Source organism: Devosia enhydra (assembly GCF_900119845.1).
Lineage (GTDB): Bacteria > Pseudomonadota > Alphaproteobacteria > Rhizobiales > Devosiaceae > FPKU01.
On sequence record NZ_FPKU01000004.1, the window covers coordinates 70,145 to 93,620 of the forward strand.

22 protein-coding genes are annotated in these 23,476 nt (G+C 67.0%); 16 read left to right on the forward strand and 6 right to left on the reverse strand.

The window, feature by feature from the left end:
• The first annotated feature begins 2 nt into the window (after positions 1–2).
• The 4 genes from BT183_RS18860 to hemH all read left to right on the forward strand — a co-directional run bounded on the left by BT183_RS18860 (position 3) and on the right by hemH (position 4,511).
• The gene (locus BT183_RS18860; RefSeq protein ID WP_084603696.1) at positions 3–800 is read left to right on the forward strand and encodes a creatininase family protein; all 798 of its coding nucleotides are present in this window, start codon (positions 3–5) and stop codon (positions 798–800) included.
• Entirely contained in the window at positions 797–1,693 is an 897-nt protein-coding gene (locus BT183_RS18865) for a LysR family transcriptional regulator (RefSeq protein ID WP_072346513.1), read from the forward strand. Before BT183_RS18860 ends, BT183_RS18865 begins: the two co-directional genes overlap by 4 nt.
• An 11-nt stretch (positions 1,694–1,704) precedes the next feature.
• Positions 1,705–3,372 carry a HoxN/HupN/NixA family nickel/cobalt transporter gene (locus BT183_RS18870; protein WP_072346515.1) on the forward strand — a complete coding sequence of 556 codons (1,668 nt, stop codon included), beginning with the start codon at positions 1,705–1,707 and terminating at the stop codon, positions 3,370–3,372.
• A 113-nt stretch (positions 3,373–3,485) separates the two neighbouring features.
• Positions 3,486–4,511, forward strand: a complete 1,026-nt coding sequence (hemH, locus tag BT183_RS18875; protein WP_072346517.1) for a ferrochelatase — start codon at positions 3,486–3,488, stop codon at positions 4,509–4,511.
• A gap of 374 nt (positions 4,512–4,885) precedes the next feature.
• Here the strand turns inward: hemH and BT183_RS18880 are convergent, their stop codons facing one another.
• The 3 genes from BT183_RS18880 to BT183_RS18890 are packed head-to-tail and all read right to left on the reverse strand — an operon-like array spanning position 4,886 to position 8,175.
• Positions 4,886–5,428 (reverse strand): DUF1254 domain-containing protein, encoded by a 543-nt coding sequence (locus BT183_RS18880; protein WP_072346519.1) that lies wholly within the window; start codon positions 5,426–5,428, stop codon positions 4,886–4,888.
• Between the two features lie 2 nt (positions 5,429–5,430).
• The gene (locus BT183_RS18885) at positions 5,431–5,994 is read right to left on the reverse strand and encodes a DUF1214 domain-containing protein (protein ID WP_244545404.1); all 564 of its coding nucleotides are present in this window, start codon (positions 5,992–5,994) and stop codon (positions 5,431–5,433) included.
• Between the two features lie 12 nt (positions 5,995–6,006).
• Positions 6,007–8,175 (reverse strand): transglycosylase domain-containing protein, encoded by a 2,169-nt coding sequence (locus BT183_RS18890; protein WP_084603734.1) that lies wholly within the window; start codon positions 8,173–8,175, stop codon positions 6,007–6,009.
• Between the two features lie 146 nt (positions 8,176–8,321).
• Between BT183_RS18890 and BT183_RS18895 the strand changes: the two genes are divergently transcribed.
• The 4 genes from BT183_RS18895 (at position 8,322) to BT183_RS18910 (ending at position 11,289) form a co-directional block, all read left to right on the forward strand.
• Positions 8,322–8,777 carry a YcgN family cysteine cluster protein gene (locus BT183_RS18895; RefSeq protein WP_072346523.1) on the forward strand — a complete coding sequence of 152 codons (456 nt, stop codon included), beginning with the start codon at positions 8,322–8,324 and terminating at the stop codon, positions 8,775–8,777.
• Positions 8,767–9,732, forward strand: a complete 966-nt coding sequence (locus BT183_RS18900) for an acetyltransferase domain-containing protein (protein ID WP_072346524.1) — start codon at positions 8,767–8,769, stop codon at positions 9,730–9,732. Before BT183_RS18895 ends, BT183_RS18900 begins: the two co-directional genes overlap by 11 nt.
• Positions 9,733–9,854: 122 nt before the next feature.
• Positions 9,855–10,826 (forward strand): SPFH domain-containing protein, encoded by a 972-nt coding sequence (locus tag BT183_RS18905; protein ID WP_072346526.1) that lies wholly within the window; start codon positions 9,855–9,857, stop codon positions 10,824–10,826.
• A 4-nt stretch (positions 10,827–10,830) separates the two neighbouring features.
• Complete coding sequence (locus BT183_RS18910) at positions 10,831–11,289, forward strand: NfeD family protein (protein WP_244545397.1); 459 nt, start codon at positions 10,831–10,833, stop codon at positions 11,287–11,289.
• A gap of 15 nt (positions 11,290–11,304) precedes the next feature.
• Here the strand turns inward: BT183_RS18910 and BT183_RS18915 are convergent, their stop codons facing one another.
• Complete coding sequence (locus BT183_RS18915; protein WP_072346528.1) at positions 11,305–12,513, reverse strand: lytic murein transglycosylase; 1,209 nt, start codon at positions 12,511–12,513, stop codon at positions 11,305–11,307.
• Between the two features lie 51 nt (positions 12,514–12,564).
• Positions 12,565–13,557: a UDP-glucose 4-epimerase GalE gene (gene galE, locus BT183_RS18920; protein ID WP_072346530.1), complete on the reverse strand. Its 993-nt coding sequence runs from the start codon at positions 13,555–13,557 to the stop codon at positions 12,565–12,567.
• Positions 13,558–13,651: 94 nt separating this feature from the next.
• On the opposite strand from galE, the gene galU reads away from it, so the two are divergent.
• Entirely contained in the window at positions 13,652–14,533 is an 882-nt protein-coding gene (gene galU / locus BT183_RS18925) for a UTP--glucose-1-phosphate uridylyltransferase GalU (RefSeq protein ID WP_072346532.1), read from the forward strand.
• A 12-nt stretch (positions 14,534–14,545) separates the two neighbouring features.
• Here galU and BT183_RS18930 read toward each other — a convergent pair whose 3' ends face one another.
• Positions 14,546–15,808: an outer membrane beta-barrel protein gene (locus BT183_RS18930; protein ID WP_072346534.1), complete on the reverse strand. Its 1,263-nt coding sequence runs from the start codon at positions 15,806–15,808 to the stop codon at positions 14,546–14,548.
• 191 nt (positions 15,809–15,999) lie between these two features.
• Here BT183_RS18930 and BT183_RS18935 point away from each other — a divergent pair, with 191 nt between their 5' ends.
• From BT183_RS18935 to BT183_RS18965, 7 genes are all read left to right on the forward strand, one after another.
• Entirely contained in the window at positions 16,000–16,770 is a 771-nt protein-coding gene (locus tag BT183_RS18935; protein WP_072346536.1) for a motility protein A, read from the forward strand.
• Positions 16,771–16,775: 5 nt separating this feature from the next.
• Positions 16,776–17,630 carry an OmpA/MotB family protein gene (locus tag BT183_RS18940; RefSeq protein WP_072346538.1) on the forward strand — a complete coding sequence of 285 codons (855 nt, stop codon included), beginning with the start codon at positions 16,776–16,778 and terminating at the stop codon, positions 17,628–17,630.
• Positions 17,631–17,726: 96 nt separating this feature from the next.
• A complete protein-coding gene (locus BT183_RS18945) occupies positions 17,727–18,500 on the forward strand; it encodes a motility protein A (protein WP_072346539.1) in 774 nt (257 codons plus the stop codon).
• Between the two features lie 2 nt (positions 18,501–18,502).
• Complete coding sequence (locus BT183_RS18950; RefSeq protein WP_072346541.1) at positions 18,503–19,366, forward strand: OmpA/MotB family protein; 864 nt, start codon at positions 18,503–18,505, stop codon at positions 19,364–19,366.
• A gap of 67 nt (positions 19,367–19,433) precedes the next feature.
• Positions 19,434–20,702, forward strand: coding sequence for an SGNH/GDSL hydrolase family protein (locus BT183_RS18955; protein ID WP_072346543.1), 1,269 nt, complete (start codon positions 19,434–19,436; stop codon positions 20,700–20,702).
• A 107-nt stretch (positions 20,703–20,809) separates the two neighbouring features.
• Positions 20,810–21,886, forward strand: coding sequence for a hypothetical protein (locus BT183_RS18960; protein ID WP_143145902.1), 1,077 nt, complete (start codon positions 20,810–20,812; stop codon positions 21,884–21,886).
• A gap of 12 nt (positions 21,887–21,898) precedes the next feature.
• Entirely contained in the window at positions 21,899–23,260 is a 1,362-nt protein-coding gene (locus tag BT183_RS18965) for a UDP-glucose dehydrogenase family protein (RefSeq protein WP_072346547.1), read from the forward strand.
• Positions 23,261–23,476 lie beyond the last annotated feature (216 nt).

Sequence of the window (23,476 nt, forward strand, 5' to 3'; positions counted from 1 at the left end):
CGGTGACCACCTATTTCGCCGAAGAGTTGACGGCGCCCGAATTTGCCGCCTTCGTCTCGGCCGGGACGGTGGGCGTGCTGCCGGTCGCCGCGATCGAGCCGCATGGGCCGCACCTGCCCCTTTCCACCGATTGCGACATCGCGCGCGGCCATCTCGCGCAGATCGGCGATGCGGTGGGCGAGGACACCCCCGTTCTCGTGCTGCCGCTCCAGACCGTCGGGTTGTCGATCGAGCATAGCGGCTTTGCCGGAATGTTTTCGCATGCCCCGGAGACGCTCCTCGCCATGTGGGGCGATATCGTGCGGCCCTTCCACGCCGCGGGCGGGCGGCGGCTCATCGTCATGTCGAGCCATGGCGGGAATTCCGAGCTGGTGGGGCTGCTGATCACCCGGCTGCGGGTCGAGTTCGGCATGCTGGCCGTGGCCGGATCGTGGCTGCGCTTCGGCCAGCCCGAGGGGCTCTTTTCCGAGCGCGAGCTGGCCTATGGCATTCATGGCGGGGATATCGAAACCTCGCTGATGCTTCATTACTGGCCCGAGGCGGTGCGCATGGACCGGCTGGCCGATTTCCCCTCGCGCGCCGAAGCCTGGGACGAGACGAGCCAGAAGCTCAAGGTGCATGGCCGTATCCGGCCCGGCTGGCTGACGCGCGACCTCAACCCGGCGGGCGCGGTGGGCGATGCGTCCTCCGCATCGGCAGAGAAGGGCGCCGAGAGTGCCCGCCATGCGCTCGAAGGCTTCGCCGAGCTCGTGGCTGAAGTCGCCCAGTTCGATCTCTCGCGGCTTGGAGCCCGGCGATGACGCAGGATCTGGCGCGCATCAGGGCCTTCGTGCAGGTGTTTGATTCGGGCGGCTTTTCCGCCGCCGCCCGCCAGCACGGCCGCTCCAAGGCGCTGCTCTCGAAATACGTCACCGATCTCGAGGATTATCTCGGCGTGCGGCTGATGAACCGCACCACCCGCAAGCTCAGCCTCACCGAGGCGGGCGAGGCCTATTACCGCGAGGCGAGCCAGCTCTTGCAGCAGCTCGACGACCTCGACGCCTCCATTCTCGACCAGGCGGCGGCCCCGCGCGGGCTTTTGCGCATCTCGGCGCCGCGCAATTTCGGCGAAACCATCCTTGGGCCCGCGATCTTCGCCTTTCTCGCCGATCATCCCGAGGTGACGCTTGATTTGAGGCTCGAGGATCGCTTCGTCGATCTCGTCGAAGAGGGCATTGACCTCGCCCTGCGCATCAGCGCCTTGCAGGATTCCTCGCTCATTGCCCGCCGCATCGCCTCGATGCGCCACATGGTGGCGATGGCCCCGGCGCTGGTGGCCTCCCATGGCATCCCGAAGCGCCCCGAAGACCTGCGCAACCTGCCCTGCATCGTCGATACCAACCTCCAGGGCCAGGCCAACTGGCGCTTCGTCGAGGCCGGGCAGACGATTTCGGTGCATGTCTCGGGGCCGGTGCGGGTCAATTCTCCGCTCTCGGCCCATGATGCGGCGGTAGCGGGGCTCGGGCTGGCGCTGGTGCCGGGCTATCTCGCGAGCCGCGCCATCCGGGCGGGCACGCTCGTGCCGGTGCTCGAGGATTTCCTGCCCCAGGGAGCCATGCTGCAGGCGGTTTATCCGCATCGCCGCCATCTTGCCGGCAAGGTCAGGGCGCTTATCGACCATCTCGTCATCTGGTTCGAGAAGAACCCGTTCTAGGACCGCTGCCCGTGCATTTCGGCCCGCTCGCCCGCCTGTCCGCCCGCTGCCTCCGCGCGCTCCTGCTTGCCCTCGGCATGGTGCTGGCGGGCATCTCGATGGCCATGGCCCATCCGCACATCTTCATCGATGCCGAAGCCGAGCTCATATTTGCCCAGGATGGCGGGCTGGTCTCGGTGCGCAACCACTGGACCTTCGATGCCGGCTTTTCGGTGTGGATGGTGCAGGGCCTGCCCACGGACGCATCAGGCAACGTGCTGCCCGAGGAGCTTGCGGCCATCGCCCGCGAGCATATGGAGGGGCTGGCGCAATACCGCTTCTACACCTTTGCCGGGGAGGGCGAGGACGATCTGCGCTTTGATCGCTGGCACGACGAATCCCTCGTTTATGCCGACAATCGCGCCACGCTGTCCTTCACCGTCGATCTTGAGCGCCCCCATTACATCGGCAGCACCCTCGAACTCGCGATCAACGACCCGGAATATTACGTCGCCATCACTTTTGCCGGCCCGGAGACGGTCACGCTCGTCAATGCGCCTGATGCCTGCCTGATGCGGCTCAGCCCGCCACGTGAGATGTCCGAGCGACTGGCGGCCGAACTCTTTGCCCTGCCGCCCGACGTCACCGAACTCCCCCAGGATCTGGCGATCGCGCTGCGGGGCGTGCAAGGCGCCATCCTCGTTTCCTGCGATGGCGGCGTGCCGGCGCCTGCCGCCACGGCGCTCGAAGCGGCCGAGCAGGTGGCCGACGCTTCGCCCCGCGCCCAGCCCTTCGGCGGTCCTCCGCCCGAGCCGGGCTTTGCCCTGCCGCGCACCGGCGTTCTGGGCTGGATCGATGCCCAGCAGCGCAGCTTCTACCAGGCACTCTCGGGTGCGCTCGAACGGCTGGCAGAGGACTATACCGCCTTCTGGGTGCTGGGCGGCCTGAGCTTTCTTTATGGCGTCTTCCACGCGGCTGGCCCCGGCCACGGCAAGGTGGTCGTCACCTCCTACATGCTGGCCAATGAAAGCCAGCTCTCGCGCGGCATCCTCCTCTCCTTTCTCGCCGCCATGCTGCAGGCGCTCGTCGCCATCGCCATCGTGCTGATCGGCGCCGCGATTCTCGGGGCAACCAGCACGGCGCTGGGCGAAACCACGCACTGGATCGGCCTCGCTTCCTACGCCCTCGTGATGCTGCTCGGCCTCTGGCTGATGGCGCGCAAGATCTTCGGCTTCGGCCACCACCATCACGGCCCCGTCGCGTCTCACGAGCACCACCACGATCATGACCATGATCATCACGACGATCACCATCACGCCCATGATCACCACGCGCATGACGATCACCCGCCCCATCATGCCGTGGTGCCCCAGCAGCTCTCCGGGGACTGGCGCGAGCAGGCCGGCGTCGTGATGGCCGCGGGGCTCCGGCCCTGTTCTGGCGCGCTTGTGGTGCTGGTCTTTGCGCTCTCGCAGGGCCTGCTGCCTGCCGGTATCTTCGCCACCGTGCTGATGGGTTTGGGCACGGCGATCACCGTGGGGGCGCTCGCCTCACTCGCCGTGGGCGCCAAGGGGCTGGCGCGGCGGCTCTTTTCGGGCAGCGGCTCGGCGCTTGCGGCCGGAATCATCTGGTGGGCGGAACTCCTTGGCGCGGTGATCGTCTTCGGCTTCGGGCTCGTACTGCTTCTCGCCTCGATCTGACCCCGCGCACAGGTCCGATGGCAGGGCGCGACACAACGCACCTTGCCACGGTCTCTTGCGTGGCTATGGTCGGCGCAGCTTTCAAACCTCCAAGATCCATGGTGCGGACTCGCATGAACGCCCACCTTCCTCCGGGGCATCCCCCCGTGCCCACGCCCCGCATCGGGGTCCTGCTGCTCAATCTGGGCACGCCCGATGGCACCGACTACTGGTCGGTGCGGCGCTATCTATCGGAATTCCTCTCCGACCCGCGCGTCATCAACACCCCGCAGCTGGTCTGGCAGCCCATCCTCCAGGGCGTCATCCTCTCGATCCGCCCGCAAAAGAGCGGCGCCAATTACGCCAAGATCTGGGACAAGGAACACAATGACAGCCCGCTGCGGGTGATCACCAAGCGGCAGGTGGCGGCCTTGCAGCAGAGGCTGGCCGACCATCCCGAGATCATGGTCGAGTATGGCATGCGCTACGGCAATCCCTCGACCGCCGCCGCGCTCGAGCGCCTGCAGAAGGCCGGCTGCCAGCGTATCCTGCTGGCTCCGCTCTATCCGCAATATTCCGCCACGACCACCGCCACGGCCAATGACAAGGCCTTCGATGCGCTGCGCACGATGCGCTGGCAACCGGCGGTGCGCACCCTGCCGCCCTATTTCGAGACCGAGGAGCATATCGCGGCGCTGGCGCGGAGCCTGACGGAGGGTCTCGCCGGGCTCGATTTCGAGCCGGATGTGGTGCTCACCTCATATCACGGCATGCCCGAGACCTATCTCAAGGCCGGCGACCCCTATCACTGCCAGTGCTACAAGACGACGCGGCTTCTGGCCGAGCATCTTGGCTGGAAGCGCGAGCGGCTGATGGTGACCTTCCAGAGCCGGTTCGGGCCGACCAAATGGCTCCAGCCCTATACCGACCAGACGCTCAAATCCCTGCCGGGCAAGGGCATCAAGAAAGTCGCGGTGATGGCGCCGGCCTTTTCGGTCGACTGCATCGAGACGCTCGAGGAAATCTCCATCGGCGGCCGCGAGGAATTCGAGCACGCCGGGGGCGAAAAATTCGCCTATCTGCCCTGCCTCAACGACAGCGAGCCGGGCATCGACATGCTCGAAGCGCTGGTGCGGCACGAACTCTCGGGCTGGATCTGACTCAATCCTCCAGTCCTCTTGGTAAGGGGCCCCGCAGGGGCGTCTCTAACCACGAGCGCAGGGGGATGGCTTCCCGCCCCTGTCGTCCCTGCGGAAGCAGGGACCTCCGTTTGCGATGCTTGCGGGGGGAAGCTGGATTCCTGCTTTTGCAGGATTGTGACGGTGAGCACGAAGCGCCCGGCCCCCGCCCTTCGAGACGCGGCTCTGCCGCTCCTCAGGGTGAGGTCCTCCGATCGCTAAGCCCGCAAGCAGAGGTCCTCCAGTCCTCATGGTGAGGAGCCCCGCAGGGGCGTCTCGAACCATGGCAACTGTCCCGGTCAGCCGCCGCTGTCGCCACCGCGTTCGCAGGAATGAAACGGTGGGCGACTGGGGCGTCAGCTGATATTGCCGCAGACCATGTCGGCGAGGTCGGCTTCGAAGCGGGCGCGCATCACCTGGTGGGGCAGGGCCATGCGCACCGCCACGAACACGTCGTCGCCATGCGATTCGACGATCAGCAGCCCCTCGGCGATATCGAGCTGCTGGGTGGCGAGCAGCCGCGTCTGGGCGCGGTTGAAGATGCCGAGGTCGAGATTGCGCCCGATGCCGTCGCGATTGGTGGTCGAATAGATCGCGGCCCCCGCCCGGTCATAGACCGCGAGCGACCAGAAGCCGGCCGGCAGCACGCCCGAGACGACGCCCGGTCCTTCGCGCAGGTCGATCCGGCACACCGCATAGGCGAGTTCGGGATCGAGCCGGAAGGGGTTGGGCTCCCCGGCCCGGGCGGCGGGCAGGATCACGACCTGCCCCAGCGCATCGAGCCGCTCGACTTCCGACCAGAGGTCGTTGGTCGCCAGCCGCGGCAGCGCCAGGATCACCCCGATATGGATGACCGCGCCCAGAACTACCCCGAAGACGAGCCACAGCAGCGTGCGCATGCTCAGCACGCCTCCCGCGTGATGGCGGGCAGGCCCGAGGGCGTGCCCGCAGTGCCCCCGAGCGCCGCGACGTCATAAAGCGTGAGCACGATTGCCATCGGGCCGGCGCCTGTCGTCTCGATCCAGTTGCCCGGCCTGAGCAGGGGCCCCACATGCAGGACCGGCGCGCCGTCATTGCCGCGCGCCAGCCGCGTCGAGTTGAAAGCCGCCGGCCCATCGGATCGGGCGACCGGCACGCCTTCGAGCGTCTCGGGGGTCAGTGTCCAGAAGGCTGCCGTGGGCGTCGGGCCGGCGATGGTGTAGCTGCAGCGCCGGTCGAGCGGTTCGCCGGCACTGTCGAGATGGGCCACATACTGGATGCCTTCGCTCTGGCCCAGTTGCAGCGCCCCGGTGCGGGCGAGAAAGGCGTGGCTGTAGGGATCGGGATCGGGCGCGCCGGCGCGCGGCCAGAACACCCAGGGCCCCACCTGCTGGGCGCCCAGCAGCCGTCCATCGGTCAGGGCGTACCATGAGAGCCCGAACCCCAGGCCGAGCGCTATGGCCGTCATCAGCAGCAGGTGGAGCACGAACCGCAAGGGTCAGAGGCTTCCGCTGCCGATTGCATCGGCCGGCGGCGCGATCCGCACCGTGGCGGCGAGCGTCGGGGCGGGCAGGGTGTCGATGGCGCTGCGCAGGGCCTCCGCCATGTCGACGAGCTTGTCGGCCGCGGCGGGCTTGAGGCCGGGCGGACGCTCTGCTGCCGGCACCGCCCCACCCGCCTCGGCATTGGCGATCACGAAGGGCGCCGGGGTGAAATCCACCCCGAACAGCGGCTTGATCTCGATATTGGTGTGGGCATAGGCCATGAATTTCTGCCACGCGATGGTGGGCAAGAGGCCGCCGGTGAGCTCTTTGGTGGTGCGGTAATCATCGTTGCCGAACCAGACCGCGGCGACGTAATTGCCGGTGAGCCCCACGAACCAGGCATCGCGATAGGATGTGGTGGTGCCCGTCTTGCCGGCGGTGGGCACGCCCTCGATGGCGGCGCGCCGGCCGGTTCCGCTCGTCACCACGGCGCGCATCATGTGGTTCATGTTGGCGACGGTGGTCTCGGAGAGGATGCGTTCGCGCGGCGCCTCGGGGTCGGCCTCGTAGATGGTTTCGCCGCGTGCGGTGGTGATGCGGGTGATGCCGAAGGCCGGCGTTTTGTAGCCGCGATTGGCAAACACCGCATAGGCCGAGGTCATGTCGAGCACCGAGACCGACGCCACGCCCAGCGCCAGCGACCGGGTGACGGGGAACTCGTTCTGGATGCCCATGCGCCGCGCCAGATCGGCGATGGGCTGGCGCCCGGTCTCGATCGAGAGCCTCACCGGCACCGTGTTGATCGAGGAGGCGAAGGCCGCCTCGATGGTGGTCGAGCCACGATAGTTGCGGCCGTAATTTTGCGGGCACCAGTCCCCGATGCACACCGGATTGTCGGAGATGCGCGAAGCGGGGGTATAGCCCTTGAGCTCCATGGCCTCGGCATAGACGAAGGGCTTGAAGGCCGAGCCCGGCTGCCGGTTGGAAACGATGGCGCGGTTGAACTGGCTCTTGCCATAGTCGGTGCCGCCCACCATGGCGCGAATGGCGCCATTGGGCTCGGTCACGACCATCGCCGCCTGGTCGACATTGTATTGCGGGCCCTGCTCGCGCACCACCGACACCACCGCTTCCTCGGCATAGGCCTGTAGCTGCGGATCGATGGTGGTGCGCACCACGAAGCTGGGCGAGGGGTTGTCGATGGCGAGCTTCTTGGTCTCCTCGAAGGCCCAGTCGAGGAAATAATTGGGGGAATTGAGCTCGGTGGAGCGATTGACCGGCGTTGCCGGGTTGCGCCGCGCCGCCGTCACCTGCCCTTCGGTGAGGAACCCCGCATCCACGAGGTTGGAGAGCACCTGGTTGGCGCGCCCGCGCGCCGCGGCGAGGTCGACATGCGGGGCAAAGCGGGTGGGCGCCTTGTAGAGCGCGGCCAGCATCGCGGCTTCGGCCAGCGTGATCTCGGTCACCGGCTTGCCGAAATAGAATTCGGCCGCCGCCGCTGCGCCGAAATTGCCGCCCCCCATATAGGCGCGGTCGAGATAGAGCTTTAAGATCTCGTCCTTGCTGTAATGGGTCTCGAGCCAGAGGGCGAGAAAGGCTTCCTTGATCTTGCGCTCGAGCGTGCGCTCGGAGGTCAGGAACAGGTTCTTGGCCAGCTGCTGGGTGATCGAGGAGCCGCCCTGCAGCGAGGAATCGCCGCCCGTATTGGAGGCGAGCGCGCGCATCGTGCCGATCACGTCGATGCCGAAATGGTCGTAAAAGCGCCGGTCTTCGGTAGCCAGCGTCGCCTTGATCAGAACGTCCGGCATCTGCGAGAGCGGCACGGAGTCATCTGTGCGGATGCCGCGCCGGCCGATCTCGTTGCCATAGCGGTCGAGAAAGGTGACGGCGATGTCCTCAGCCTTGTTGAACTGGCCCGAGGCGGTGGCATCGAAGGCCGGCAGCGCCAGGGCCGTCATCAGCACCGCGCCGATGGCGGCAAAGCTCAGCCCGTCCGAGGCGATCTCGACAAAAAACCGCTTGATTCCACTGACATGGAAGATCGAAAAGAAATCCTGGACGCGGGTATAGCCCCGCCCCAGGGACTGCCAGAACTCATAAAGGGTGGAGTCGAGCCAGGCATCCGCATCGAGCATGCGGGCCTTCTTCTTGCGGGTCTGCTTCTTGTAGAACGGATCCTGCACCGGCACTCTCCGGACCTGTCGGACGCGCGGTCTCGCGTGCCCCCGCTCCGATGACTCTTTACAAACACGACGCCAAAGGCAAGGCGTTCGCTGGAATATGATGACCGCCAGCCCAAAGCAAGGGCGGGCCGAAAGGATGCCCGAGCATGGCCTTCTGGGAAGAAAAATCCCTCGCCGAAATGTCCAAGGCCGAATGGGAAGCGCTCTGCGATGGCTGCGGCCGCTGCTGCCTGTTGAAGCTCGAGGACGAGGAGACCGGCACGATCTTCACCTCGGATGTGCGCTGCCGCCTGCTCGATGGCGAAACCTGCCGCTGCACGGACTATCCGCGTCGGCAGGCCAAGGTGCCCGACTGCATCAAGCTCAGCCTCGAAAACGTCACCGCCATCGAGTGGATACCCACCACCTGCGCCTATCGACGCCTCGCCGAGGGCAGGGGGCTTGCCTGGTGGCATCCGCTGGTCTCGGGCGATCCCGAAACCGTCGTGCAGGCCGGCGTCTCGGTGCGCGGGCGCACCTTTGCCGAGGCCGACATTCCTCCCGATGAGTGGGAAGAGCACATCGCCGACTGGCCGGAATACGATCCGCCCGATGCCCTCTGAAACCCCAAAGCGGCGCCCGCGCATTCTCGCCCTCGACGCCGTGCGGGGGCTCGCCATCATCCTGATGGTGGTGTTCCACCTCTTCTGGGATCTCTCCTATCTCGGCTTTTATGGCGTCGATGTCACCACCGATCCTGCCTGGGTCGGTTTCCAGCGGGTGATCCTTTCGAGCTTCATGGCGCTGGTGGGCATCGGGCTCGTGCTCGGCCATGGCGAGGGGATCAGGTGGCGGGCCTTCTGGCGGCGCTTCGGCTTCGTGGCCGGCGCGGCTTTGCTCGTCACCGCCGGCACGTTCTGGCTCTTCCCGCAGACCTTCGTCTATTTCGGCGTGCTGCATGCCATCGCGCTGTTCTCGCTCCTGGGGCTTGCCTTCCTCTTTCTGCCGCTCTGGCTGGTCATCGGGCTCGGCCTCGCCATGCCCGTGGCAAGCGCGCTCTACCACGACCCGATCTTCACTGAGCGGGCCCTGTCATGGATCGGGTTCTGGCCCGTCTCGCCGCCCGTCAACGATCTGGTGCCGGTCTTTCCATGGTTCGGGGTCGTGCTTCTGGGCATCGCCCTTACGCGGATCGGCAAGGCGAAGGGGCTCTTCGAGCGGCTGGCGATCTGGAAGCCGGGCCGGCTCGGGCGCGGGCTCGCGCTGCTCGGACGCTGGAGCCTCCTCATCTATCTTTTGCACCAGCCGCTGCTTCTGGGCGGGCTCGTCCCCCTCTCGCAGGCGCTCGATCCGGGGGCGCAGCAGCGCGCGGCGACCTTTCTGTCCAGCTGCGAAACCGCCTGCCTCAACACCGGTGGGGGAGAAACCTATTGCGTTGCCTATTGCTCCTGCGCGCTTGACCAGATCGCCTCGGGCGATCTCTGGGACGTCATAGAGGCCGAGATCCGCACCCCCGATCAGGAGGCGGAAGTGGGCGCGCTCACCCGGCTCTGCTCGGCCATGGCGACGCCGCAATAGGGCATCGGCACGACGGGATCACGCGCTGCATTGCCGGCCGGGCGACAGGGCCGTAAAATCGCTCAAAGCCCGGAGCGATCGGCGGCGTCTCAGGGTAAAGGGCGGCAGAGGAGCAGGGCGCGATGGATTTTCTCGATGGCATGAGCATCACCCTACTGGCGCTGGGCGGGCTCGCGATCCTCGTGCTCATTGCCGGGGTCAAGACGGTGCCCCAGGGCTACAACATGACGGTGGAGCGCTTCGGGCGCTACACCCGCACGCTCAAGCCCGGCCTCAACCTCATCGTGCCCTTCATCGATGGCATCGGGCGCAAGATGAACATGATGGAGCAGGTGCTCGACGTACCCCATCAGGAGGTGATCACGCGCGACAACGCCACGGTCACCGCCAATGGCGTCACCTTCTACCAGATCCTCGACGCGGCAGCGGCCGCCTATGAGGTTGCGGCGCTCGAAAACGCCATCCTCAACCTCACCATGACCAATATCCGCTCGGTGATGGGCTCGATGGACCTCGACGAACTCCTTAGCCATCGCGACGAGATCAATTCGCGCGTGCTGCGCGTGGTCGATGCGGCGGTGTCGCCCTGGGGCATCAAGATCACCCGCATCGAGATCAAGGACATCGATCCGCCCAAGGATCTGGTGGAATCGATGGGCCGGCAGATGAAGGCCGAGCGCGAAAAGCGCGCCCTGATCCTCGAGGCCGAGGGCAAGCGGCAGGCCGCCATCCTCCAGGCCGAGGGCGAAAAGCAGGCGCAGGTGCTCGAGGCCGAGGGTCGGCGCGAGGCTGCCTTCCGCGATGCCGAAGCCCGCGAGCGTGCCGCCGAAGCCGAAGCGCGCGCCACCCAGATGGTGTCCGAAGCCATCGCCAAGGGCGATGTGCAGGCGATCAATTATTTCGTCGCTAACAATTACATCAAGGCCCTCGAAGGCATTGCCCGCTCACCCAACCAGAAGATCCTGATGATGCCCATCGAGGCCTCCAACGTCATCGGTGCCATCGGCGGCATCGCCGAGATCGCGCGCGAGGCTTTCGGGGAGGGCAAGCCCGAGCGGCAGGGCACGAACCGCCCGCCCGCGACGGGCCGGTGAGGCCATGGTGATCCTCGAAACGCTCTCCAGCCTCGGCGGCTGGGCCTGGGTGGTGGTGGGCGTGGTGCTGCTGGCGCTCGAACTCGTCGTGCCCGGCGGGGTGCTCGTCTGGCTCGGGGTCGCGGGCATCGTCACCGGGCTGGCGTCGCTCTTCCAGCCCATCGGGCTGCCCTTCCAGTTCCTGCTCTTTGGCGGGCTGTCGCTGGTGCTGATCGCGGGCTGGCTGCGCTATCAGAAGGGCCGCACCGTGCCCACCGACCGGCCTTATCTCAACCGCCGGGCTGACCAGCTCATGGGCCAGGTTGCCACACTCGATGAGGCGATCGTCAATGGCTCGGGCCGGCTGGGGCTGGGCGATACCATCTGGCGCATTGCCGGCCCCGACCTGCCAGCCGGCCATCGCGTCCGCATCATAGGCGCCGAGGGCGCGACGCTCAGGGTCGAGCCGGTCGACGCGGGCTGAACGTGATCGCGCCGCTCAACGGGCGCGGCGCAGCGCCTCGTAGCTCTCCGCGGTGATGAAGCCATCGGCCACCCGGCCGGTGCGCGCCTGGAAGCGGGCATAGGCCGCCTGGCTGATCGGCCCCAGCCGCCCATCCACCACCCCGTCATAAAACCCGAGCCGCTTGAGATCGGTCTGGATGGCGATGCGCTGTTCGAGATTGGGGAAGCGCGTCGCGCGCGGCCAGTCGGTGGCCAGCGGGCCCGAGCCCTTGAGCCGGTCGGTCAGATGCGCGACCGCGAGTGCATAGCTGTCGGAAAAATTATAGCCCTTGATGACGAGATAGTTGCGGGTCATCAGGAATTTCGGCCCGTTGCGCCCGGTGGGCACATAGAGGAACACCTCCTGCCCGAGATCGCCGAAGCGCCGCCCCGCCACCCGCGTCACGCCGCGCTCGGCGAAGAACCCGACCGTCCGGAAGGTCTCGCGATCGGCGAGGAGATAGTCGAAGCCCTCGGGCAGCTCGACCTCGAAGCCCCAGTCCTCGCCCGGCCGATAGCCCAGCCCGCGGAGGAAAGCGGCGCTAGTGGCCAGCGCATCGGCGAGCGAGCCATGCAGGTCGATGCGTCCGTCGGCATCGCCATCGGTGCCGAAGCGCACCACGTTTGAGGGGTTGACCTGCAGGTGCCCGATGGCGCCGGCCCATGACCCGATCAGCGTCTCGCGCGTCAGCGGCCCCCATTGCAGCAGGGTGAGCGCCGCGATCAGGTCGGCCTTGTCCTCGAGATAGCGCGTGCGCCGCTGATGCACGAGGGTGGCGAGCGAGCGAATGATCGGGCGGATCAGGCGGCGATTGTCGAGCACCGTGCCGTAATCGGTCTCGATGCCCCAGATGGCGCCCAGAAGGTACGGGTCGACGCCCGTCTGCCGCCCGATGCGTTCAAAGAGCTGGCTGTTGCGCCCCATCGCCGCCTGCCCACGCGCGATGCGGCTTTGGGTCACGCGGGTGTCGATATACTCCCACACCGGCGTGGTGAATTCGGGCTGGGTGGTGACGAGGCGCGGGGTATCGGGGTCCGGCGTCAGCCCAGCCATGGCATCGCGATAGACATCCGAGCTGATGCCCGCCGCCACCGCTTCGGCCTCGAAGCCCCTGATGAATGCGGCAAAGCTCTCGGTGGGCTGGGCGAGGGCGGGCCCGGCACTCAGCAGCATGGCGAGGGCAATGAGCCAGAAGCGCGTCATGATGGTCTCCTCGCGGGCGGGCAGGGGTGTCGCCGGGGAACGAATCCCCGATCAGCCATGCCGGTTGCGCTGGCTCAGATGCTGCTCCCAGCGCAGCGCCGAGGCAATGATGGCATCGAGATCGTCATGGGCCGGCACCCAGCCCAAAGTCTCGCGGATCCTGTCGGCCCGCGCGACGATCGCGGCCGGATCGCCCGCCCGGCGCGGCCCCTGCTCGATGGTGAACTCCACACCCGACACCCGCCGCACCGCCTCCAGCACCTGCCGCACCGAGGCGCCCTTGCCATAGCCGCAATTGAGCGTCGTCGAGGCCCCGCCATCGCGCAGATGCTCGAGCAGCAGCGCATGGGCGTCGGCCAGGTCGGTGACGTGGATGTAGTCGCGCACCCCGGTGCCGTCGGGGGTGGGGAAATCGTCGCCAAAGACCGCGACCTTCTCGCGCTTGCCCAGCGCCGCCTCGGCCGCCACCTTGATCAGATGCGTCGCCCCGGCCGTCGACTGGCCGGTCCGCCCCCTGGGATCGGCGCCCGCGACGTTGAAATAACGCAGCACGCCATAGGTCAGGGGATGGGCGGCCGCGACATCGGCCAGCATCATCTCGGTCATCAGCTTGGAGCGGCCATAAGGCGAGACCGGCGCGAGGGCTGCGTCTTCGCCCACCGGTTCGAGCCCCGACATGCCATAGACGGCGGCGGTCGATGAGAAGATGAAATGGCTGACCCCGCCCTCCACCGCCGCTTCGATCAGCGAGCGGGAGGCGCTGGTATTGTTGCGATAGTATTTGAGCGGATCGGCAACCGATTCGGGCACGATGATCGAGCCGGCGAAATGGATGATCGCGGAAATCCCGTGGCTGGCGATGAGGCTCCGTGTCAGGGCGCCGTCTGCGACATCGCCCTGAACGAACTCGGCGCGCGGGTCCACCGCCCAGTCAAAGCCCGTGGTCAGGTTGTCGAGCACCACCACGTCCTGCCCGGCATCGCACAGCCGCAAAACCGTATGGCTGCCGATATAGCCGGCGCCGCCTGTCACGAGCACGCTCATCGCAGCCCTTTCGTTCCGCTGGATTAACGGTGGGTATGCTAACCGGGCGCGGTTGCGATAGGATTACCGCAAGACGTGAGACTGGAGAGATGACTTGAACAGAAAAGTGCGCACCGCTGTCTTCCCCGTAGCCGGGCTGGGGACGCGCTTCCTGCCGGCGACCAAGGCGATGCCCAAGGAAATGCTGACCGTCGTCGATAGGCCGCTGATCCAGTATGCCGTCGATGAGGCGCGCGAGGCCGGCATCGAGCATTTCGTCTTCGTCACCGGGCGCAACAAGGGCGTCATCGAAGACCATTTCGACAAGCAGTTCGAGCTCGAGGAAACGCTCGAGGCCCGCGGCAAGCTCGAGGCACTCGCGGAATTGCGGCGCGACCTGCCGCAGGCTGGCCAGTCGAGCTTCACCCGCCAGCAGGAGCCGCTGGGGCTCGGCCATGCGGTGTGGTGCGCCCGCGACCTCGTGGGCGACCGTCCCTTCGCGCTGCTTTTGCCCGACATGCTGTTCAAGGGTACCCCGGGCGTTCTGAGCCAGATGATGGCGGCCTATGAGGAGCATGGCGGCAACGTGCTGGCCGTCGAGGAGTGCAAGCCCTCCGAGGTCTCGTCCTATGGCATCGTCGGGCGCGGCGCGGGCCCCGATACCGGCTTCGAGATCAACCAGATGGTGGAAAAGCCCAAGCCCGAGGATGCGCCCTCCAACCTCATCATCTCGGGCCGCTACATCATCCAGCCCGAGATCTTCGCGCTGCTCGCCAAGGGCGTGCGCGGGGCGGGTGGCGAGATCCAGATCACCGACGCCATGCACAAGCTGATGGAGACCCAGCGCTTCACCGGCGTGAAATATCAGGGCCGCTCGTTCGACTGCGGCTCCAAGATCGGCTTTCTCACCGCCAATGTCGCCTATGCCCTCGACCGGCCCGACATCGCCTCGGCCTTCATGGCAGAGATCAAGGAACTGGCCGCCGGGCTCAAATGAGCCCCGGCCGCCCTATTTGGTGAAGGTCAGGCCCACCACCGCCCGGTGCTCGACATCGGGCGGGTTGAGGCCGCGAATGCCATTGATATAGGTATAATCGGCGGTGATGGTGGTGCGCGGGTTGACGATGTAGTCGGCCCCCACCCCCAGCGCGTATTCGCTGTCGGGCTCGGTGCCGCCCACCTTTTGCTCCCAGTCATAGCGGGCCGAGCCGCGCAGGGTCAGTGTCGGGTTGAGCGTGTGGGCGACGCCGACCAGCAGGTTCGCCTCGATCGGGGTCGTCTCCGCACTCGTCACCGTTTCGTCGCCCAGCCCGAAATAGGCTTCGGCGGTGACCGTGGTCAGCACGTTGGGGGTATAGGTCAGGCGCGCCTCATACTGGGTCGACGCCACGTCCGAGAGGCTTTCGTCGGTGAAACGGCGCAGCCCGAGCCCCACGGCATATTCGATTTCGAGATGGTTTTCCCAATTGGCAGTCACGCCGGCCTTGGCGACATAGGTGTCGTTGTCCTGCCGCACCCCCAGCGTGGGCGAGGGGGTGTCGAACATCTGGCGGCTGCCGCTCACATCCCCGAACACCCCGATGATCGGGGTGAGCGCGTAGCCGAGCCTGAGCCCGCCGCCGGCCCGCCAGTTGTTCTTGTGGTCCATGGAGAGGCTCGACCCGTCCGAAAGCCCGTTCGGACCATAGACCGAGCGTCCGCCCGTGCCGCGCGCGGTGAGCGTGAAGCGCCCGAGATCGCGGATGATGGCGCCTTCGCCGTCGAGCGCAATCTCCACCGAGGCATTGGCCACATCATCCTGCTGCCAGGGCTCGTTGATCGAGGATTGCCCGACATTGAGATCGAGCCCGCCTTCGAAGCGCGTCAGGCTGTCGAGCTTGTAGGTGCCATCCACCGCGCCCCAGAGATAATTGATCCGTGCCGGCTCGTCGGTTGCCTTGGAGAGCTCTGCCCCGGCGCCCAGCGTGTAGCTGCGCCGCCCTCCCTCCATGCCCATGCCGACGCTGGGCAGCACGAGGGTCTCGAAGCTGCTGCCTTGGTTGTCCACCACATAGGCGCCGCGCAGGCCGAGCGACCAGTAGGTATAGGCCGGGCCGGCCTCGAGCGGCGCGACGTCGCTGGCGCAGGCGATGCACGAGCCGGGCGCGAGCAGGTCCGGGTTGGAGGTGGCCGAGCCATCGCCAAACCCCTGGGCCTGCGCCACCGGCACCGCCGCGAGCGTCAGCAGCAGAAAAAGGCCTGCGGTGGACATGGGGGCAGAAAAGGCGGGCATCGGCGATCCTTGGTTGGGCCCACATTCCCAGAACATGGTTAATGAAGGCTTTGGTGCGGCCGCCCCGATGCGGCGCCGACGCTAGTGGTGTGATGTCGCCAACCTCCCGGTAAGGTTAATCCCCGATTAGCCAATTGCGCCTAACTATGCTCCCCAAAGGCGCCCGTATCAGGCGCATTCCGGGGTAGGTCATGGATCTCGCAACCATTATCGGCATGCTGGTGGGCGCCGGCGTCATCGGCTACGCGATCTATCTGGGCGGCTCGTTCATGGCTTTCGTGGACATGCCGTCGATCCTCATCGTTATCGGGGGCGGGCTTGCCGCAACCCTCATCCGCTTTCCGCTCGCGGGCATCGGTCGCGCGCTCCTCATCGGCTGCAAGGTCGCCTTCACCCAGGGCAAGGTGGAATCGCGCGACGTCATCGCCCGCATCGTGACCATGAGCGAGACGGTGCGCCGCAGCGGCCCGCTCGGGCTCGACGGCTTCGAGGACGAGGATGCCAATCTCAGGAAGGGCGCCCAGTTCATCGCCGACGGCTATGAATCCACCTTCATCCGCGAGGCGATGGAACTCTCGCGCGACCTCTATCTGGGGCGCCTGACCGAGGGGCAGCGCGTCTTCAAGGCGCTGGGCGATTCGGCGCCCGCCTTCGGCATGATCGGCACGCTGGTGGGCCTCGTGCAGATGCTGGGCAACATGGAGGATCCCTCCACCATCGGCCCGGCCATGGCGGTGGCGCTGCTGACCACGCTTTATGGCGCCGTGCTTGCCAATCTCGTCTGCCTGCCGATCGCCGAAAAGCTCGCCGCCCGCCTCATCGAAGAAGAGATCGCCCAGACCCTCATCATCGATGGCGTGCTACTGGTGCGCGAACAGGTCTCGCCCAGCGTGGTGCGTGAAAAACTCGTCGCCTACCTGCCCGACCAGCAGGGCCGGCAGGCCTTGGCCGAGGCGGCCTGACCGCGATGGCGCGCAAGTCGCTCGGCCCCAGCGAGGTTCCGGCATGGCTCGTCACCTTTGCCGACCTCATGTCGATCCTCGTCTGCTTTTTCGTGCTTATCATCTCCTTCTCGATCCCGGACGATGAGACTCTGCAGGTGGTCGCGGGCTCGATGAAGGATGCCTTCGGGCTGACCCAGGTGCGCAGCCCGGCCGGCGTCTTCGAGCGCGAGGGTAATCCCGAGCGCGATTTCCTGCGCCGCACCTCAGCCGATCCCAATCAGCAGGACAGCCAGTTCGCCACCGAGGAGCAGGATCGGACGAGCCCGCAGCAGGGCGCCGAGATCCAGAGCAATCGCGTCGCGCCCAATACAGTCGAGGATGACCAGCGCTTCGCACTCGCCGCCGCCAGTATAAGGCAGGCCTGGGCCGAAAATCCCGATCTGGCACAGGCCGCGCCCAATCTCATCGTGCGGCAGACGGAAGAAGGGCTCGATATCGTCATCGCCGACCAGCAGGGCCGCCCGATGTTCCCCGAGGGGTCGAAATTCCCATACGAGGCGACCCGCAAGGCCATCGCCGCCATCGCACCCATTCTCGCCCGGCTGCCCAACGCCATCCGCATTTCCGGGCATGTGGCCACCGGGGGTGCCTATGCCAGCGATCGCTACGGCCCCTGGGAGCTCTCTTCCGATCGTGCCAATGCGGTGCGCCAGATGCTAGGCGAGTTCGGGCTGCCGCTGTCGCGCATCTCGGCGGTCGCCGGGCGCGCCGATACCGATCCGTTCTTCCCCAACGATCCCTATCTTGCCGCAAACCAGCGCGTCTCGATCCTCGTGATGTTCGACAAACCGCCGGTTCCGGCAGGGCTTTCGCCCTGAGCGCCTGGGCGCTAACCCACGATTAACCCTGTGCCTTAAGGCGGGTTTATCGCCCTGCATGGCAGTCTCGCCCGGTCGGTTCGGGGAGCGTCTCAGGTGGATATCGCAACAATAGTCGGCATCGTCGGCGGTGTCGGGGTGCTGCTCGCGGCCATCCTGCTCGAAGGCTCAAACCCGATGTCCTTCCTCCACGTGCTGCCCGCCGTGGTGGTCATCGGGGGCGCAACCCTCGCGGTACTGGTGCGCACCACGTTGTCGGGCTTTGGCACGTCGCTGTGGCTCGGGGTCAAGAGCGCGCTCTTTTTCAAGCCCGCCTCGCCCACCCTTCTCATCGATGCCATCGGGGAGCTGGCCGACACCATGCGCAAGCGCGGGCCGATCGCGCTCGAGGAAGCGCGGGTCGAGGATCCGTTCCTGCGTCGCGGCATCCGCATGATCGCCGATGGCTATACCGCCGAGGCGATCCGCGTGTCGCTCGAGCGCGAGCGCGATCTCGACTATGAGCGCCTCGAAGGCGCCCACAAGGTCTACAAGGCGCTGGGCGATGCCGCCCCCGGCATGGGCATGGTGGGCACGCTCATCGGGCTCGTCTCGATGTTCGGACACATGGACGATCCCAAGAAGATCGGGCCGGGCATGGCCATCGCGCTGCTCGCCACCTTTTACGGCGCGGCCATTTCCAACGTCATCGCGCTGCCCATCGCCGACAAGCTCGCCTATCGCGCCGACTGGGAGGGCACGACGCGCTCGATGATCATCGATGCGCTGGTGATGATCCGCGAGGGCAGGGCGCCGCCCACCATTCGCGAGGAACTTTCGAGCTATCTGCCCCTGCACCAGCGCGGCGACGTCCTCGCCGAGGCCGCCTGAGCATGTCGCGCCTGAGGCGTGGCCATGGCGGGGGTGGCGGGCATGGCGGCAGCTGGGTCATCTCGTTTGCCGATCTCATGTCGCTGCTCATGGCGTTCTTCGTCATGCTGCTGAGCTTTTCGGTGCAGGATCAGGAGCGGCTCAATGTCGCTGCCGGCTCGGTGCAGCACGCCTTCGGCATCCAGCCGGTGGTCAAGCTCTCGGGCATGGTGGAGCGCGAGGGCAATCCCGAGCGTGATTTCCGCCGCCGCGTCGGGGCCGACGAGACCGCCGCCAGCAGCGAATTCGCAACCACCGAGCATGATGGCGGCGAGATGCAGGGCCCGCAGGTCCTCTCCAATCCCGACCTGCCCAATGATCGCGATCAGGAGGCGGGCTTTGCCAGTGCCGCCGCCAGCATCCGCCAGGCCTGGGCCGACCAGCCCGAGATCGCCCGGGCCGGTCCCTCCGTCATGGTCAATGCCACCCCCGAGGGCCTCGATATCGTCATCGCCGACCAGACGGGGCGGCCGATGTTTCCCGAAGGCTCGAAATATCCCTATGAGGAGACGCGAAAGGCCATCGCGGCGATCGCCCCGGTGCTTGCGGCGCTCTCCAATCCGGTGCGCATCGTGGGCCATGTCGCCACGGGCGGCCGCTATGCCGAAAGCCGCTACGGCCCATGGGAGCTTTCCGCCGACCGGGCCAATGCGGTCCGCCAGATCCTGGGCGAATTCGGCCTCTCCGATGCCCGCATCGATGGGGTGACGGGCAAGGGCGAAACCGAACCGTTTTTTCCCAACGATCCTTATCTTGCCGCCAACCAGCGGGTTTCGATCCTCGTTCTGGCCGACGTGCCCCCGGTGCCCGCCGGCCTTTCTCCCTGACGGCGGATCGGTTCAAGCCTCTATCAGGTGCCTTAATCCGGCGCGCAAGATAGGGTAGGGTATCGCCATGACCGCGCGCAAACTCATCGCTGGCCTCCTCGTGCTGCTCGCCCTTGCGGGCATGGTGATGGCAGATCTCGGCCCGGCCATGGCCCAGCCCGCCCTCGCCCAGCCCGGTTATGGCGACCGCATCGAGGTCGCCCAGCTCTTCGGGCGCCAGCAGCAGCAACAGCCCCAGCAGGCCCAGCCGCCGCGCCGGCGCACGCTCATGGACATGCTGTTCGGCGGGCGCGAGCAGCAGCAACAGCAGCAGGTCCAGCAGCAGCAACAGCAGCAGCGCCAGCAGCAACAGCAGGCGCCCCGCCGCGCCAGCGCCCCCGCTGCCCTGCCGCCGCCCAAGCCGACGGTGGAAAAAGCCGAGGGCGCCACCCGGCTCGCGGTGTTCGGCGATTCCATGGCGGTCGACCTTGCCAAGGCGCTCGAGCGGCTCTTTGCCGAGGACCCCAATCTGGTCGTGCTCGACCAGGGCGTCGGCTCGTCCGGCCTCGTGCGCGCCGATTATTTCGACTGGCCGGGCGCCATCCGCGACGCCATCGCAAAGGACAGCTTCGATCTCGCGATCTTCACCATCGGCATCAACGATCGGCAGAACCTCACCGTCGACGGCGAGGCCGCCCGTCCGCTCACCCCCGAATGGGCCAAGGCCTATCAGGAGCGCGCCCAGGCGGTGCTCGACCTCTTTCGCGCCGCCCGCAAGCCGGTGATCTGGGTCGGTCTGCCGCCGATGGAGCAGCCCAGCTATGCCCAGGCGATGAGCGAGATCAGCTCCATCCATCGCCTCGCGGCCGTGGCCAGTGGCGCCGAATTCGTCGACATCTACGAGCGCTTCGTCAGCGAGGACAATCGCTACACCGCCTTCGGCCCCGATCTCAACGGCAACCGGGTGCGGATGCGCAAGGATGACGGCATCCATCTCTCCGCCGCGGGCGCCGACAAGGTGGCCTTCTATCTCGACCAGGCGATCAAGCTTTTTTATCGCGGCGGGGGCGGGGTCTCGATCGAGGTCGCCGACGTGCTCGCCGGTACCGAGGCGCAGGCCATGCTGCGCCCGCCCTTCCAGGGGCTGGGCCAGATCCGCCTGCTCGAAGTGGCGGGTGCCGTCATTTCCCTCACCGCCGCGCCGCGCCGCGCCAGCGAGCTCTTGACCCTGGCCGCCGCGCCCGAGCCGGGTGCGGGGTTCGATCTCGACATGCTGGTGCTGGCCCCCGTGGGGCGTGCCGACGCCTTCGGCGTGGGGCGCGAACCGGTCGCCGAAACCGCCGAAGCGGCGAACTGAGCGGTCCCCCGCCGCCCCCGTTTGCGGGAGGCGCTTGCCATCGCGGCCTCAGATGATATTGCTCGGCATCCGGGTTAGCGATCCTACCATCTTGGGGGAGTAGGACTTTGCGTATCCTTGCCTTGCTGAGCGGCCTTTTGGCGGCCGGGGTCTGGCTCTATGTCGGGCTCGTGCTGGGTGACCAGCTGTCGCCTTTCCTCGCCCTGTGGCAGCCCGATGGCACCGAGCAGATGGCCGCGCGCGCCATCTGGTTCGGCGTGCCGGTGCTGGCGGTGCTCGGCGGCTTTCTTGCGCTCGCGAGCGGCTATGGCGCCGCCCTGCTGCTGGCGACGGCCGGCGCGGGCTGGTTCGCCATCGGCTCGCTTGGCGGGGCGGGCGGCCCCGGCCTTGCGACGCTCATCCCCATGGGCCTTTCGGCCTTCGGCGCCATTCTCGCCATCCTGGGCCGCAAGCCACCCGAGCCCGAAGGCCCGCCCTTCATGCGCCGCGACCGGGGCGTGCCGGTCCCCGACGATGGCGACAGGCCGGCCCGGGCCGGCGGTGCCCTCGTCTTCTTTGTTGCCCTCAACACCGTGCTGGTGCTCTTGGTCGCGGGGTCGGTGGGCTATTTCGTCTATCGCGACTATGTGCTCGAAGCCCGTCCTCTGCCCTGGCAGACCGGCACGGCCGTAGCCGTCGCCACCACGCCGGCCGCACCCACCCCGTCCGGTCCCGCCCCGGCGGGCGCGCGCCAGCAGACCGCCGTCGCACAGCCCACCGCCATTCCCGTCGCCGCCGCGACGACTGATGTCTTTGCCTATTGCCGCACGGTGGGCACGGTCGATTTCCCCGATCACCGCTATTCCGGGCCGCTCGTGCCGCCGGTGGTGGCCACCGCCATCGGCGCGCCGCCCTCGGCCTCGCCCGATCGCGTGCGCTGGCGGTGCCTCGATGGCGCGGTGATGGCCTGTGGCTCCTATGACCGGGTCGCCTGCGCCATGACGCCCTCGCTCAATGAAATGCTCGAATTCTGCTCGCGCCGGCCCGGCACTCGCAATCTGCTTGCCCCCAACGGCACCTGGAGCTGCGAGGGCACGCGGCCGACCATTCCCCCCGGCGACAACTGGCCGGTGGATGCACGCGGCTTTTTTCCCGGCGCCTGGGTCAATGTTGCGGCGAACCGGGCAGGTGCCGCCCCTGGCTGAGGACTGTTGCGTATGAAACTGACCATTTTCGGGGCCGGCTATGTCGGGCTCGTCACCGGCGCCTGCCTTGCCGAAGTGGGCCATGACGTGCTCGTCTGCGACGTCGATCCGGCGCGCGTCGACGCCCTGAAGGCCGGGCGCATCCCGATCTTCGAGCCGGGCCTCGAACCGCTCGTGCGGCGTAATCTTGCCGCCGGCCGCCTCGGCTTCACGCTTTCGGCCGCCGATGCGGTTGCGCATTCGGATCTGGTGATGATCGCGGTGGGCACCCCCCCGGCTGAAAATGGCGACGCCGATCTTGGCCATGTGCTGGCGGTGGGCGAAGCCATCGCCACCCACATGACGCGGCCTGTCACCGTCGTCACCAAATCCACCGTGCCGGTGGGCACGGGCGATCTCGTCGAGGCGCGCATGCGTGCCGTCCTTTCCGCTCGCGGCGGAGCGGAATGGGGCGACGACGCCGTCAGCGTCGTCTCCAACCCCGAATTCCTCAAGGAGGGCGCGGCGGTGGGCGATTTCATGAAGCCCGACCGCATCATCGTGGGCGCCGCCTCCGAGCGCGCCACGGCGCTGATGCGCACCCTCTACCAGCCCTTCAACCGCAATCATGATCGGCTGATGGTGATGGACCGGCGCTCGGCCGAACTCACCAAATATGCCGCCAATGCGATGCTCGCGACCAAGATCAGCTTCATGAACGAGATGGCGGGGCTTGCCGACAGGCTCGGCGCCGATATCGAGGCGGTGCGGCTCGGCATCGGCGCCGATCCGCGTATCGGCTACCACTTCATCTATCCGGGCGCCGGCTTTGGCGGCTCGTGCTTTCCCAAGGATGTGCGGGCGCTGCGGCGCTCCGGCGAGGTCACGGGCTATGAGATGCCGCTCGTTGCGGCCGTCGAGGCGGTCAATGATCGGCAAAAGCACGTGATGTTCGAAAAGCTCGCCACAGCCCTGGGCGGCGCCGAAGCGATCAGGGGGCGCACCATCGCGGTGTGGGGGCTCGCCTTCAAGCCCAATACCGATGACATGCGCGAAGCGCCCAGCCTCAGGCTCATCGATGCTGTGCTCGCGGCTGGCGGAACAGTGCGCGCCTATGACCCGGCGGCGGGGACGGCGACGCGGGCGCTCTATGGCGAGCGGGCCGACCTCGTCATCACCTTCGATGCCCAGGAAGCGCTCGATGGCGCCGATGCGCTCTGCCTCGTCACCGAGTGGCAGGAGTTTCGCGTCCCGGATTTCGGCGCGATGGAAACCCGCATGGCCGGGCGCATCATCATCGATGGGCGCAACCTCTACGATCCTGATGATCTGGCCGCCAGAGGCTGGCGTTACAGCGCCATCGGCCGTCCGCAGCGCGTGCCGGCGGCGGGCTGAGCTGTTCCGGGTCACGGAACCGGCGGGGGAATCCTATACTCTCCTATTGTGAGTTGGAATTTTCCTATCGCGGGGTTCAAAAAGTGGTCGGCACCGCTTGCCCCCTGTTTAGAAGTATGACAATGTAGACCACATAGGACAACATTGTTGTCCAATTATGAGGGTGCCCGGTCTCCCCGGAGCGCCCCGAACGTTGCGCCGGCTGGCCCGCTTGTC